Source organism: Sediminibacillus halophilus (genome assembly GCF_900103695.1).
Taxonomy (GTDB): Bacteria; Bacillota; Bacilli; order Bacillales; family Amphibacillaceae; genus Sediminibacillus; species Sediminibacillus halophilus.
In genome coordinates this window covers 303,840-319,316 of record NZ_FNHF01000003.1, presented here as the reverse complement: position 1 = coordinate 319,316, position 15,477 = coordinate 303,840, and the positions used below count along the sequence as shown (strand labels likewise).

The 15,477-nt window shown below is 45.6% G+C and carries 10 protein-coding genes and 1 riboswitch; of the genes, 2 read left to right on the top strand and 8 right to left on the bottom strand.

Annotated elements, in window-relative coordinates; all coding sequences use genetic code 11:
- Positions 1-79 precede the first annotated feature (79 nt).
- On the top strand, positions 80-904 hold the full coding sequence (locus tag BLR82_RS12040; protein ID WP_074599668.1) for an aldo/keto reductase: 825 nt from the start codon (positions 80-82) through the stop codon (positions 902-904).
- A 167-nt stretch (positions 905-1,071) separates the two neighbouring features.
- Here the strand turns inward: BLR82_RS12040 and hmpA are convergent, their stop codons facing one another.
- Complete coding sequence (hmpA, locus tag BLR82_RS12035; protein ID WP_074599666.1) at positions 1,072-2,295, bottom strand: NO-inducible flavohemoprotein; 1,224 nt, start codon at positions 2,293-2,295, stop codon at positions 1,072-1,074.
- Between the two features lie 214 nt (positions 2,296-2,509).
- Between hmpA and BLR82_RS12030 the strand changes: the two genes are divergently transcribed.
- Positions 2,510-2,953 carry an RrF2 family transcriptional regulator gene (locus tag BLR82_RS12030; protein WP_074599664.1) on the top strand — a complete coding sequence of 148 codons (444 nt, stop codon included), beginning with the start codon at positions 2,510-2,512 and terminating at the stop codon, positions 2,951-2,953.
- A 132-nt stretch (positions 2,954-3,085) separates the two neighbouring features.
- Here the strand turns inward: BLR82_RS12030 and BLR82_RS12025 are convergent, their stop codons facing one another.
- From BLR82_RS12025 to BLR82_RS11995, 7 genes are all read right to left on the bottom strand, one after another.
- Positions 3,086-4,681 carry a BCCT family transporter gene (locus tag BLR82_RS12025; protein ID WP_083334833.1) on the bottom strand — a complete coding sequence of 532 codons (1,596 nt, stop codon included), beginning with the start codon at positions 4,679-4,681 and terminating at the stop codon, positions 3,086-3,088.
- Positions 4,682-5,270: 589 nt separating this feature from the next.
- Positions 5,271-6,236, bottom strand: coding sequence for an ATP-grasp domain-containing protein (locus BLR82_RS12020; RefSeq protein ID WP_074599661.1), 966 nt, complete (start codon positions 6,234-6,236; stop codon positions 5,271-5,273).
- A gap of 32 nt (positions 6,237-6,268) precedes the next feature.
- A complete protein-coding gene (locus tag BLR82_RS12015; RefSeq protein WP_074599659.1) occupies positions 6,269-7,318 on the bottom strand; it encodes an LLM class flavin-dependent oxidoreductase in 1,050 nt (349 codons plus the stop codon).
- 120 nt (positions 7,319-7,438) lie between these two features.
- Positions 7,439-7,547, bottom strand: a riboswitch (SAM riboswitch).
- A gap of 806 nt (positions 7,548-8,353) precedes the next feature.
- On the bottom strand, positions 8,354-10,675 hold the full coding sequence (gene helD / locus BLR82_RS12010; RefSeq protein WP_074599658.1) for an RNA polymerase recycling motor HelD: 2,322 nt from the start codon (positions 10,673-10,675) through the stop codon (positions 8,354-8,356).
- 61 nt (positions 10,676-10,736) lie between these two features.
- The gene (locus tag BLR82_RS12005) at positions 10,737-11,735 is read right to left on the bottom strand and encodes an LLM class flavin-dependent oxidoreductase (protein WP_074599657.1); all 999 of its coding nucleotides are present in this window, start codon (positions 11,733-11,735) and stop codon (positions 10,737-10,739) included.
- Positions 11,736-11,879: 144 nt separating this feature from the next.
- On the bottom strand, positions 11,880-13,709 hold the full coding sequence (locus tag BLR82_RS12000) for an ABC transporter ATP-binding protein (RefSeq protein ID WP_425440898.1): 1,830 nt from the start codon (positions 13,707-13,709) through the stop codon (positions 11,880-11,882).
- On the bottom strand, positions 13,690-15,429 hold the full coding sequence (locus BLR82_RS11995) for an ABC transporter ATP-binding protein (RefSeq protein WP_074599656.1): 1,740 nt from the start codon (positions 15,427-15,429) through the stop codon (positions 13,690-13,692). The genes BLR82_RS12000 and BLR82_RS11995 overlap by 20 nt, the downstream gene beginning before the upstream one ends.
- Positions 15,430-15,477: the final 48 nt, after the last annotated feature.

Here is a 15,477-nt window from a genome sequence, read left to right as displayed (position 1 = left end):
GATTTTTCTCCTCTGGAGAAGGGTTTTACTTTTTCATGAAGAACCTTTATAACATACCAGGTAAAAGGAGCAGGATACGATGAATTTTGTCACCTTAAACAATGGAGTACAAATGCCTCAGCTTGGATTCGGTGTATGGCAAGTAGGAAATGACGAAGCTACCACCGCTGTTTCCAACGCCTTGGACGTCGGTTACACTTCTATCGATACGGCAATGATATACAAAAATGAAGCCGGAGTCGGGAAAGCGCTCCAAAAAACTTCCATACCAAGGGACGATTTATTTATTACCACAAAAGTATGGAACGGGGATCAAGGTTATGAAAATACACTACGCGCCTTTGACGAAAGTCTGAAAAGATTGAACCTCGATTATGTCGATTTATATTTGATTCACTGGCCGACCCCCGAATACGATGACTATGTAGATACATATAAAGCACTCGAAAAGCTTTATAAAGAAGAGAAAGTTAGGGCAATTGGCGTCTGCAATTTTGAAATAGAGCACTTGGAACGGATCTTAAATGAATGTAAAATAAAGCCTGTCCTAAATCAGGTTGAATGTCATCCTTACCTCACCCAAACGGAATTAAAGGCTTTCTGTGCCCAGCATGATATATTTGTCGAGGCATGGAGTCCGCTTGATCAAGGCGGAGAAGCTTTAAAAGACAACGTAATCCAAAAAATCGCCGATTCGCATAGCAAGACACCTGCTCAGGTCATCCTGCGCTGGCATTTACAAAACAACACAATCGTTATCCCTAAATCGGTGACTCCTTCCAGAATAGAAGAAAATATTAACGTATTTGACTTTGAGTTATCACCCGTTGAGATAGAGAAAATCAATAAACTGAACAAGAACAGACGAAATGGCTCACACCCAAATGATATGAACAAGCGATAGTCGTATAAGAGCCTGGAAATAAGCATAGTAAAAAGCAAAAACCGAATGATAATCCAACCCTAAACAATCGAACTCGTTCGGTTTTTGCTTTCCTATAAATGGAAAATGGACTTTCGCTTTAGAATATTCGGGTGGCAAACGTTACCGAAACCATTCGCTTGGTCTCATTATGAAACAGTTTCCAAATTCATCGCCGGTCCGAAAAATTCAAAATGGATACGATGTTCAGGGACTTGCCATTCCATTAAAAATTGATTGATTGCTGACATAAATGGAACTGGACCACAGAAATAAAAATCAGCCTGATTAGTACCAAGGACTTCTTTCAGCCATGGCAGTGTCACATAACCTTCTTTGTCAAAGCTTCCGGCTGCTTTGTCTGCTTCCGTCGGATTACTGTACACGACATAGCTGGTGATATCTCCATTCGCTCTTGCCAGCTCCTTGACTTGTTCGTCCAGCGCATGTACGTTTCCATTTTGGGCGGCATGGATGAACGTAACCTTCCTTCCGGGCTGTTGTTCCACAATTGTCCGAAGCATACTCATCATTGGGGTTAATCCGACTCCTCCACTCAACAGCACGACCGGCCTGTCACTATCGAGGTCAAGTGTGAAATCGCCGGCGGGTGCACTAACCTCCAGGGTATCCCCTTCTTTTACATGATTATGTAGATGATTGGAGATTTTTCCATCGGGATTATTTTTTCCTTCTTCCCGTTTCACGCTGATACGATAGTATGGTTTTCCCGGCGCATCGGAAAGGCTGTATTGGCGAATTTGCGTGTATGCCTCCCCCTCAATTTTCACTTTCACAGAAAGATACTGCCCTGGTAAGTAATCGGCCAGCTTGCCGCCATCTGCAGGAACGAGATAGAAAGACGTAATAACATCACTTTCTTTCACCTTTTTGTCTACGATAAACGGACGGAAGTCTTTCCAACCACCCTCTTTTTCGGCTGCTTCCTGATACATATCTTTCTCTACTTGAATGAACACATCAGCAATGACACCGTATGCCTCTCCCCAAGCCTCAATAATTTCATCTGTAGCCTGGTCTCCCAGCACTTCTTTTATAGCCAGTAGTAAATGCTCTCCTACAATAGGGTAATGCTCCGGCTTTATACCGAGACTACGATGCTTGTGTGCTATTTGCTTTACGACCGGCAGAATTGTCTCAAGCTGATCGATGTGAGCCGCAGCAGCATAAACTGCGTTGGCGAGCGCCTGTTGTTGTCTGCCTTTCTTTTGATTGGCATGGTTGAAAATATTCAATAGTTCCGGATGGTTTTCAAATAATTGTTGATAGAAGCAGGTTGTGATCGTTGTACCGTGTTCTTCTAAAACAGGCACTGTAGACTTTACAATTTCAATCGTTTTTTGACTTAACATAGGATTACCTCCAATTAAAGATGTATTACGTATACATCTTTTCACTCTATGGCTTTTAAAGCAATATTTAAAATACATGTTTTTGAATTTTGCCACATTCCATTCACAAATCGTTCAAATTCCTGGAAAAGCATACGAGGGAAAAACGGCGTATTCTCTCCACCTAAGAAAATATGATACACTTAACACATACTCAGAAAAGAGGAAGATGAGCATGAAATTGACACGTTTTACTGATTATTCGTTGCGAGTACTGATGTTTTTGGCCACTCGTCCGGATGGTCAACTGGTCCAAATCAAAACGATTTCAGCCGTTTATAATATTTCGCATAACCATTTGATGAAGATCATTTATGAACTTGGTAAATTAGGATATATAGAGACAGTCAGAGGACGTAATGGAGGTCTGCGTCTTGCAAAAGATCCCCACACCATTTCGATAGGAGAAGTAGTACGCCAAACAGAGGAAGATTTCTTTGTCGTCGAATGTTTTGATCCCTCCAAGAAGGATACTTGCTTGATCAGCGATGCCTGCCGCTTGCAGGGTGTGCTCGGCAAAGCGCTGCATGCATTCCTGGAAACACTTGATCAATATTCTCTCGGCGATTTGATCATCAACAAAGATCAGCTGCAGGCTCTGATGAAAGAAGTTACGTAGAGAAAACCCCAGAATCGTGATACTCCGATTTCCGGGGCTTTTTTGTATAGCCAATGGACCTTACATTGTATTTCTGCGACTTTCGTAAAAAAATGACCGCCTTTGCAAAAGGCGGTCCATAAAATAAATATGTTAGTCTTCGATTAAATCCTTATCAGCTGTCTCTTCTTCCCGGACAGGCTGACTTGCTTTTACAGGAAAGATTTGCTGCTCTTTCCCTAAAATGCGTGCCACTCTGATGGCATCCCACAATGTCGGAAGCATAAGCAAGGATACCGGCACCGCTGTCACGACGATAGAATTTTGGATGGCCGTGATACTTCCCGGATCTATCGCTAATAAAATGATCGATAGCACACCGAAAAGCAGCACCCAAAATACACGAATCCACTTTTGCGGGTGATCGTTCCCGGTTAATGTGACCGCAACGGTATAGGAAATCGAATCGACTGTCGTTGCCACAAACACAAGGGTGACTATCAAGAAGCCAATCGCCAATAGTAATCCAAGCGGCATCTGATCCATTATTGCCATCACTGCAGCAGGCATGCCACCTTCGCTCAATGGATCGGAAATGACTCCCGGATTGGTTAATTCAGCATCGATTCCGCTGCCGCCGACGACGGTAAACCAAAAATTACTAATCAACGGGGCTACAATTGCAACTGCGATGATCAATTCCCTAATGGTTCGTCCCCGGGAAATCCTGCTGATAAAGATAGCCATCATCGGACCGTATCCCAGAAACCAGCCCCAGAAAAACACCGTCCAGGCACCAAGCCATGCTTGATCCCCCTGATACGTCGACATCGTCAACATATTTTGCAGATGGAACCCTTCCGCCGATATAAACTTATTGACAATAAACATCGTAGGACCGACAACCAGCATGAAAGCTGCGAGCACAACGGTCAAACTGACATTCATCCGGCTCAGAAATTGAATACCGCGATCCACCCCCGTTGCAACTGAAATCGCTGCTATTACAACGAGAACGGCAATAACAATGATATTTGTTACCAGGTTATTCGGCACTCCGAACAAGGAATGCAAACCATAGGTCAACTGCATGCCGAGAAAACCGATTGGCCCCATGGTGCCGGCTGCGACTGCTATGATTGAAACAATATCGGCAATTGAGCCGACTGCACTCTTTTGGAAGATTCTTTCACCAAACAGCGGGTAAAGCATTGCTCTTGGTTTCAGCGGATAGCCTTTATGATAATGAGCGTACATGAGAACAATGGTAGCCAATGTCCCCAAAATTGCCCAAGCCATAAATCCCCAATGCATGAAACTTTGCGCTAACGCAGGGTCGACACCCGCCATGGTCGAGGAGTTGTCTTTAAACAACGGGGGATTTGTAATAAAGTGATACATCGGTTCAGAAGCCGCCCAAAACACACCGCCGCTGGCCATTAATGTACATAAAATCATGGCGATCCAGCGGAAATAACTGTTTTCCGGCTTCGCTTTATTTCCTAACCGAACCTTTCCATACTTGGATACGGCAAGGCCCAGGCCAATAAGCAAGTTCGCTAACAGCAGCAGCTGCCAGTAAGAACCAAAATATTTGGCAGAGAAGTTAAAGGATGTAGTAATCCAGCCTCCAACCATATCTAAATCCATCAGTGATAAAAGGACAAATAAAAGCAGCAGTCCTCCACTTATGATAAAAACGGTATTGTCCGTCTTGTTATTCAAATTTGTTTTTTTATCTTGTCGCACTTTTTTCCTCCTGAAAGTTAAGGAGCAAGTGCCTACAATAACGCTTCCCTCTCTCTATCTGTCATCATTGCAGACCATTGGATGGGAAATTATTCTGCTATAGAATTTATAATCATACCATTTAAAAATCGAATAATTTTCAAGTCCGAAAACCATCGGCTTGCTCTCTGAGTTATTTTTTTACTATGTCTGTAGTGTCTTTTCATTCGACTTTAAACGCTAAAGGAAAACGGTCCACGTCCTTTCTTAGTTTGCCAAAGCTAATAAATATTATAGGGTTTCTTTTAAACATTCGTCAAATATTATATACAAAACGGAAAAGCATAGGCATGCTTGTCTAATCCCGCTATAGAGTGGAACGAATAAGAAGATATAAATAGGTAAAAGTGTTTTTAATAAGGACGCTTGAACAGAGACTATCGTTACAGCAATTCCACTATTTAAAAGTTGGAATGACCAAGATAGTCCGGTTCCACTTTTCCGTTATATTTGCGGGCAACGGAAAAAGCGTCTTAGGGGCGATTAATCCAACCAACCCTAAAGGCGCTTTTAACTTGCTAGCAAGTATAACAGTAATAATTACGTTCTCTTACACCACTTGGCATGTATCAGATTTTTGTTGTACTGCTTCCAATTCCCGCTTCAAAAACCTGGCCATTTCCAGCATGCCATACTGGCCGGCTTTTGCTTCCGCTTCAGAATTATAGTTGGTATTTGTATTGACGTCGTAAGTGAAAAGCTCTCCATCTTCACTGAAAATGAACTCAATACCGGCTACTCGTATACCATTTTCCGCCAGGAATTGCTCATACTTTTCAATAATCGGCTGGTTGAAATTTTCTACAATTCGGAACTTCGATTGATCCTCCGGTTGTTCTCCAGCCGGGCAAAACAAGTCGTCGATCGCGCAGGCATCCGCAGGACATAGTTCGAATCCTTCCGACGTATCGACCTGAACAGCATATAGAAACTTGCCGTCGATAAATTCACAGCGGGTAATATATGGCTCGGGTGCCTGTATATATTCCTGAACAAGGGTGATACCGTCGACCGGCTCGTCAAAATCGGGACCATCCAAGTACTCCTTCAAGCCATCGATAGTATGAAATAACTGTACTCCCAATCCCTTACCGGCCCTGTTGTGTTTCGTGATAAAGGAGGCTGCATGGAGTTTTTCTGCTGCTGCAACGATCTGCTCCTTGCCGACGGCTGCCAGCGTTCTCGGAGTACGAATTCCCGCTTCATTCAACGCCATATACTGATTTACCTTACTCAATTCAAGCCGAAGTGCACTGCTGCCATTGATCACCGTGCGCCCATGTCGCTCCAGCCACGCTAAAACTGCCTCCGTCAACTCAGGGGCATATCGATGATCTCTTGTATGAGATGAGGCACTGATCCGGCTATAAAAGATTCCTTCGGGTGGTTCTGCTGTTAAATCGACCATACCCTGATCCAAAAACCATTCTTCATAAGGAACCTCCAGCTCCTCCAACCGTTTCGTCAGATGTTCGGTCCACTCGCTATTTTCATGGATTACGTACACTTTGCTCATACTGCGGTCTCCTCTCCTTGGTGGGTTTCACATTATTTAAATAACTGACGTCGTTTTTCTTCCACAAGCGGCATGACTTGCTGCGAGAAACGCTCCATTCCTTCCAGCTGAGGCGAAAACTGCAGCAATAATAAGTCCAATCCCGCTTCTTCGTATGCCGCTATCCGTTCCGCGATTTGGTCGGGTGTCCCGATTAAGTTGGGTCGCAATCCCCGGTTCGAGACCGAATAATCGTTACGTTCTACTTGTTGCTCCAACTGCGACTTGCTGACGAAGTCATGGTAGCCAGCATATCCCGCGCTATCTTTCACGTCAGTTATTCGTTTCCATTCTTCCAAAGCTTCTTCCTCGGTGTCCCGACAAATCACGTAAGCCGCCATGCCAAACGATTGGAATTCCGGCTGACCTGCTTCTTCCCGTCTTACCTTCATTTCCGCTATCTTGCTGGCAATTTCATCGACCGTGCCGCCGTGCATGACATAAGCGTCACAGGAATCGACAATCGCCTGTTTGCCACGATCGCTTTCGCCTCCCGCATACAAGGTCGGATAAGGTTTTTGAACCGGCTTAGGAGCCAGTTTGGCATTGTTCACTTCATAATAGTTGCCCTGGTAAGAGAACGTTTCTTCCTGCCACATCCCTTTCAATACCTCCAGAAACTCCTCTGTCCGATCATACCGCTCATCGTGGGCAGTAAATGCTCCACCATATTGTTTCGCTTCTTCTTCCCACCATGCCGAGACGACATTCAGTGTAAACCGGCCATTACTGATATGATCAATGTTCGCTGCCATTTTTGCTGCTACAGCCGGATTGTGAAAACCGGGACGGACAGCTGTCATAATTTTGATTTTTTCGGTCACCGCTGCCAGTCCGGCCGCTGTCGTCCATGCTTCCAGAGAATCTGCATCGATACCTTTTATATCATTTAAATATAACTCAGCAATCAACGTGGTATCATAGCCCCATTTCTCTGCTGATTGGATCACTTGTTTTGCATAATCAAAGGTTGGAGGCATCTGTTCATCCTCTACGTTTCGCAACCATCCGCCGAAAATCGGCAGCCAAAATCCATACTTCATGTTATCTCTCCCCTGCCTGCATGCTGACAAATTTTGTTTCCGAATAAGATCTTATTTGAAACCAGGCGTTATAAAAAAAGCCTTCTCCCAGAGAGGAAGAAGGCTTATTCGTCATTCAGCTTCTTATCTCTCAGAGTACATTCACTCTGTAGGAATTGGCACCTTCCTGAATATATCAGTGGGTTGCCGGGCTTCATCGGGCCTTTCCCTCCGCCTCTCTTCATAAGAATCGTTATTCGGTTGAAGTAATCTTATCAAATAACTCGGGTTAATTGCAACTGGTTGATTTCCCTAATTACATTGATTTAGTTTTTCCGAAGTCTTGTTTTTCGTAAAAAATATAAACTTCACCGTAACTGTAACGGGAAGCTCCATTGCCAATCCAAAAAGCGTGCTAACCAACGCTTCGGTAGCATACTTCGCTTTCCGCGGGCACGGCTTCAGCTAACTTGGTAAAGAAAACCGCTTTCCCAAGTGGATCTTCAGCTCGCGCTTTTCCCGCAGGAGTCTGCGTATGCTACCTGCGCTAGAAGCATGCTGTTTATCGCAAGCCTAGAGACTTTTTCTTTGAGTCCCAACAAGCCATCTTAAAATCGCTTGTCAGGAGACACGTACTTCTCTTCATAAAAAACTGTTCAAGTTAACTCTCGGCTTTCTTCCTATTTTCCCAGCTATAACTATTGATGAGACCTCTCATGTAGTACCAAGTGAATCAAGAGAAAATGCCTAGTGCTCTAGTTTATAAACAGGAATCTGTTCCTAGCGAAGGAAATACCCGGAGACTCCAGCGGGAGGAAAGGCCTCGGTGAGATCCCGCAGAGCGTTAGCTCGAGGAAGCTCACCAGCCGCCCGCGGAAAGCGCAGGGTATTTTCGCAGCGTCGAACTCCCACTCGACGAATATAAGAAGTTAGGAAGACAAATTCAACCTAAATCGCTGTTTCTATCAACTCTCAAGACGAAACAATAACGTCTACGAAAGTATCCTTGTTTTAACTACGGTCCAACTCGGACGGAAATGGTTATACACCTTTTGGCTAAGCCTTTTCGTACAAATCTTCCGGCAGCTGTTGCAAAAAGGCGGACATTGGGCCGATCGAGAACACAGCCAGTTCATGCATCGCCCTCGTACATGCAGTATAAAGCAAATTCCGTTCCAGTTCCCGGTAATATTGAGCAGCCGAAGCATTATAGATGATCGCCGCATCGAACTCGATTCCTTTTGCCAGATAGGCAGGAATCACAAGCAGCCCTTTTTGGAAGGTGTGTGTTTCTTCATCCATCAGTTTCGCTTCCGTTTCCTCGCGTAATAATTGATACGCCTCCTGACTCTCCTCCATCGTTTTGCAAATAATGGCGATCGTTTGGTGGTCAGCACCGGTATAGCCCTTTATTGTCTGTAGGATTTGCTGTTTTAACTTTTGCTGATCAGACACCTCGGTCACCAAGGGTTTTGAACCTTCTCGATTAAACGGCTCAATGATATCACCGCCAGGCATTAAGGCTTTGGTAAACTCCACAATTTGTCTCGTGGAACGATAACTTCTTGTCAGTGTGATCCGTTCGTGCTTCGCTCCCATTTTCGGAGATAGCAACGTCTGTCCTGTTGAGGCATGAGCATAAATTGCCTGGTTGTAATCTCCGAGCAGAGTCATTCTACTAGATGGAAAAACCTCCTTGAAATAGGCAAACTGGAACGAGGAATAGTCCTGAGCTTCATCAATGAATAAATGTCTGATAGACCGATTCACCTGAAAACCGACCAGTCGATTATAAAAATATAAGTATGGTGCAGCTTCTTCCCAGGTTAATTTCCTTTGCTCCAGTAACTCCAGCGATTGACGGCAAATTTCCGGCCAATTTTCCGGAAGCTTTACCCCATCTACTACAACCTCAGCATCAAACAGCTTGTGAAAAGTTTTTTCCGCATGAAAGAAGCGTCGACGCTTTAACTTTTGGCGCAATGGATAGAAGTTATCGTCAATCACCTTTTGACGGAGCAGTTCTTCTTCACGTACAAAGTCATAATAAGGATCATCAGAGGATGCGTCCTCTTCCTGTAATTGCTGATACACCGAAAGAAAATCTTCTTTTTCCAGAAGCTGGCCTTCTTCCAATACCCAGTCCTCCTGCAGCTGTCCCTTCGCATACTTGTCCACTTGCTTCAACAACCATTTAGCAGTCGCCTCCATTTTATTCGGAAGACTCATCACCGGATCAAGACCATAAAAGTATTCCGCTATGGATTCTTTATCAACGATGACTGTCCCACGGAAGGTAACATTCCTGAACTCAACTCCGCCAGTATGCAGTGCTTCGATAAACTGATCCACCAATTTTTTATACTGCGTCCCAGCTTTGAACGTCATTGCGGTTACCCGCGTCTCATATTCCGGTTGCTGGCTTGCAGACAAGTAATATTCCATTTGGGCAAAAGGCGTTTCTATGTCAAAGCGACCGCCAAGGCGCTGGTCCAAATATTCATGGAAGGTCGTCTGCTGCATGTTTTCTTCTCCAAGCTCAGGTAAAACCGTGGATACATAGCTATTGAACAGCGGATTGGGAGAGAACAATACCATATTATCCGAAGATAATACTTCACGGTATCGATACAATAAATACGCGACACGCTGTAAGGCGGCCGATGTTTTACCGCTCCCGGCAACCCCTTGCACAATCAGCAAATCGTTTTTCTCATTGCGGATGATTTGGTTTTGTTCTTTTTGAATGGTCGCAACTATGCTCTTCATCTGAGTGCTGGCATTGTTCCCCAGCACGGACTGCAGCAAGTAATCACCGATAGTCAGACCGGTATCAAACATCCCCTTCAACTGGCTGTTTCGGATAATGTATTGTCTTTTCAGCTTAATATCACCGCTGACCGTTTCTTCCGTCGTTTGGTATTCCGCGGGTCCGGGCGGATAGTCATAGTAGAGGCTCGAAATCGGAGCGCGCCAGTCATAGACAAGAAACTCGTCTTCTTGTTCATCCATCAACGAAGCAATGCCTAAGTAGATTTTATCCGGGCCTTGTTCGCCCTGCTCCTGAAAATCAATCCTTCCAAAATAAGGCGACTCTTTTAATCTGGCCAGTGTTTTCAATTGCTCACTCAGCTGCCCATGACTTCTTTCCCGCTCTGATAACAATTCGGCCTGCTGCTTCAAGCTCGCCTGCGTTTCGATTACGTCATCCGGTTCATCCAGGTTGACGGTAACGTCTTCCCAAAAGTTTTTGCGCAGATCCAGTACCCTGTCTTTAATGCCGCCCTTTCTTTCCTGTAACTTTTCAGCGGTTGTGTCAATCACATCCAATACGTCGTTCAATCGTTCTCTTTCTTGCTTCCAGTCTTTTTCGTCCAAGCCGCCACACTCCTATCGGCATTAATAATCATATTCACGCAACCGCTCCTGACTTGAAAACCTAGGAAAAGGCTGTAGCCAGAAGCTCATATCCTTTTTGTTTATCGGCAAAATAGTAGTTCATCGATGCCAGCATGAACTCCTCTGTCCCATACTCTTCACTCAACTGCAGCAGTCGGTTGCGGACCATTTCCGGAGAGCCTACCAGCATCCGGTTTCGATTCTCCCGGACCATTTGTAACTCGTAAGGCGCAAATTGGTATTCTGCCGCTTCTTCGGGAGGAAGGATGCCTTCACCGGCCTCCCCTCTAGCCATTTTCAACATCTGCAGATCCATGCTTTTCGCCTGCCATTCAGCCTCCTCATCCGTTTCTGCACATACAAGGAAAAATGCCGCCAGTGCTTGCGACTCTCTCTGCAATATCGACGGTTTAAATCGTCGTTGATAACTTTTTACAACCGAACCTCCATGCTGTCCACTGATAAACTGGGCGAATGCATAGGAAACTCCCTGACCTGACGCCAAGCCTGCACTGCCCCCGCTAGAACCAAGCAGCCATAGTTGTGGTGCAGTGTCGATATCGGGCATGGCTTTCAGTCCTCTAAAACGATGGGTTTCAGCGGAAGATCCCGATAAGTAATGAATAAGGTCTTCGATTTGTTGGGGATAGCTGTCTCCTCCCCCAGGTCCTTTATTTTCTTGCAAGGCAGCCGTGGCCAATGGGATTCCCCCTGGCGCCCGCCCGACCCCGAGGTCGATTCTGCCTGGATGCAATGCTTCGAGCAATCGAAAGTTCTCCGCTACTTTATACGCGCTGTAATGCGGAAGCATCACACCGCCGGAGCCGACCCGGATGGTGGTCGTGTTCGCCGCAATGTGAGGCAGAAATACCTCTGGACTGGAGTGGGCCAACGTTTCCAAATGATGTTCCGATACCCAAAAGCGGTGGTAGCCGAGCTGTTCGGTCATCCGTGCCAATTTCACCGTATTCTGTAACGCTTCCCGGGCTGACCCGCCCCGTGGGATCGGTGACTGATCTAACACACTTAAACGTACCATGTACTTCCTCCTAAACAGAGAGTGCCACTTCAACCATTCCAAGCGGCGCATTCAGCTCGATTTATTTATGATGCTTGATTATTCATTATTTTAATATGGTACATCCATAATTATGTATTTGCCAATTTCTTGCATACAAATTTTTCACCCATTTGCCCGTAAGCTGCTGGATTGGACTAGCGAAGCGTAGTAACCGTTTTGCTTGAGCAGTTCTTGATGCGTTCCCTTTTCGGTGATTTTCCCAGACTGAATCACTACAATCATATCCGCACTTTTTACCGTGTTGAGGCGATGGGCAATCACGAAACTCGTTTTTCCTTTCATCAGCTGCCTGAAGGCGTCATTGATTTTCATTTCCGTAATCGTGTCGATACTGCTGGTTGCTTCGTCCAGAATCAACAATGCAGGATCAGCAACCATCACTCTGGCGATGGACAACAACTGCCGCTGGCCATGGCTGATGCCGGAACCATCCGCATGCAGAATGGTGTCATACCCATTGGGAAGCTTTTGGATAAAATCATCTGCATTCGCAGCTTTAGCTGCTTGTACGACCTCTTCATCCGTTGCTGCCAGCTTGCCATAACGGATGTTTTCCCTGACAGTTGTTTCAAACAAATAGGAATCCTGCAGGACAATACCCATGTTACTGCGCAGACTTGACCTCCGTATCTTGGAAGCATCTTGTCCATCCAACAAAATTCTACCACGTTCCGGTTGATAAAACTGGGCCAGCAACGAAACCAGCGTCGTTTTCCCAGCTCCTGTAGGTCCGACTAACGCTACGGTCTGCCCGGAATCCACCCGAAAATCGATATTCGACAGCGTCCGCCCCCCTTCCTGATAAGCAAAATCAACGGACTGGAACTCCACCTCACCATGCAAACGTTCAACTCGGATTGCTTGCGGATCATCCTTTTCCGGCTCTTCATCCATAATTTCAAATACCCGTTCTGCCCCCGCTACTGCAGACAAGACCACATTGTACTGGTTGGCCAGATCATTTAGCGGACGTGTAAACTGTCTTGCATATGTAGTAAAGGTGACAATGATACCGATGGAAATCAAGCCATTCACAGCAAGAATGGCACCGAACCCTACAATGATGGTGAAACTTAGATTGTTCAGGGAGTTCATCAGTTTGGGAATGAAACCCGAGTATGTCTGTGCCCAATACCCTGAGTCACGGAGACGTTCATTTTTTTCGTGAAATGCTGCTGTTACCCGTTCCTCCTGGGAGAACGCTTTGATAATATGGTGACCGGACAGTGTTTCTTCTACATATCCGTTTACATCACCAAGGTCTTTCTGCTGCGCTTTAAAGTATCGCCCTGTCCTGTTTGTAATCCACTTCATTCCCCAAAACATCAATGGTACAATCGTGAGGGTCAACAGCGTCAGTAGCGGACTTAACCAAAGCATGATCGAAACTGTTCCGGCCAGCGTCAGTACACTCGTTGCCAGCTGAATCACGGAGGAATTCAACGTCCTGCTTACGTTTTCCATATCATTGGTCAAGCGGCTCATCACTTCACCGCTCTGCCGTCTTTGAAAAAAAGGCAGCGGCAGCAGTTGTATATGATAGAATAACTCGTTTCGCATTGTCTGCACGGTTTCCTGAGCAATCGTAATCATCCAATAGTTTTGCAGCCAAACAGCAACGGACTGGGTAATAAAGATTACCCCAAGCAGGATGAGCATGAAGGTCAACTCACTGGTTTGAAAATCAGCGATCATGTGATCCACCGTTACGCCAAGCAAATACGGTCCGAGCAGCGAAAGAGTAGAACTGGCAACCACCATGAAGAGGGTAAGAAAAAACAGCAGTTTTTTAGCATACATGTATTGCCATATCCGTTGTAGCGTCTGTCTCATGTTTTTTATTTCCGGCTTTTGCCTGGGGGCTCCGTGGTGATGTCTGGAGGGCATTCTGGCAGGCTGCTGCCCAGATTGGTTACCATTTGTTTCCTGCATGCTCGAATACCTCCGTTTCAGACTGGGATTGATAGATTGTACGGTAATAAGCATTTTGTTTGATAAGCTCGTGATGTGGACCGCTTGCCTCCAGCTCTCCGTGTTTCAGCAGCAATATTTGCTCAGCACTTTTAACGGAACTGATCTTGGAAGCGATAATAAAAACCGTACAGGACCGTCGACGAAGCGCCTGTAACACCTTCGCCTCCGTGTTTGCATCCAAAGCGCTCGTACTGTCATCCAGAATCAGAATTTTCGGTTCGCGGACTAATGCCCTGGCAAGAGAAAGGCGTTGTTTCTGCCCGCCCGAAAGGTTGATTCCCCGCTGACCGATTACCGTATCATACCCATGAGGCAGACTGATGATGTAATCATGGATGCTGGCATCTTCCGCCGCCTGAATGATCTCCTTATTGGACGCCTCCTCATTTCCCCAGAGTAGATTTTCTCTAATCGTTCCGGAAAACAAATGCGCTTGCTGTGGAACTATTCCGATTTGCCGCCGTAGCTGCTGAACCCCGATAGATTCGATCGGCCTTTCGTCAAAATAAATACTGCCCAGGGTCACAGGAAAAAGGCCCGGAATCAGTTGTACAAGGGTCGATTTTCCAGACCCGGTTTCCCCAATGACGCCCACCACTTCACCAGCCTCAACAGAAAAAGATACGTGCATTAATGCCGGCTGCTTTGCTTTCGGATATCGAAAGGAGACCTCGTCAAAAGTAATTTGACCCGAAAGCTTTTGTTCTCTTTGGTCACCTTTATCCAGTCGTTCTTCCGGTTGTTCCAAAAGCACTTCTGTTATACGTGCAGCTGAGGCCTTGCCACGGGAAAAATTCATCAATAAAAAAGAAAAGACACCGAATGAACCGAGGATTCGCGTTGCATAATTTAAAATAGCGACAACCTCGCCCGGTTGAGCATCACCTGCCTCCATTTGAACTGAACCAAACCAGAGGATAGCGATGATTCCCGTATTCATCCCAAGCATCACTAGCGGCATCACTGTCTCCATTAACTGCAGTGCCCGTTTGTTGACCTCCATCAGGGAATGATTGACCTTCCGGAACCTGGTCGCTTCGAAGGTGCTCCGCAAAAAAGCCTTCACCAGCCGGATACCGAGTAAATTTTCCTGAATGATGGCATTCAGTCGATCAATTTTACCCTGGACCGAACCAAACAGCTTGACTCCCTTTGTCATCAGAAAAAACATGATGAGTAGTAAAAAAGGCACGAATGCTGCCAAAATAAGTGCCAATCGTACGTTTACGGTAAAAGCCATGATGACTCCGCCTATGATGAACAAAGGTGCACGCAGCATGATTCGCATTGCCATGAAAATCAACGACTGAATTTGGGTGACATCAGCCGTCAATCTCGTAATTAACGAAGACGCCGCAAACCGTTGAATTTGCGTCACGGAAAAATGCTGAATCCGTTCATACACATCTTTTCGCAAATCATACGCAGTTCCCTGGCTGACTTTTGAAGCAAAAAAAGAATTAAGGATGCCGGAAGCAAAGGCGAGCACGGAAATGCCGAGCAGGACCGCCCCCCAAAAACCAATACTACCTATATCGTGCTGCGTTACGCCCGTATCAATAATCGCGGCCATGATAACCGGCTGGATCAATTCGACGACAAGCTCGATTGCCATCAAAAACAAAGCAAAGACTGCCGCTGCCTTATATTTGGCTACGTATGTAAAGATTTCCTTCATCTCTATTTCCCCCGTAATGTGCCGTTGAACAAAAATGTTACTTATTAT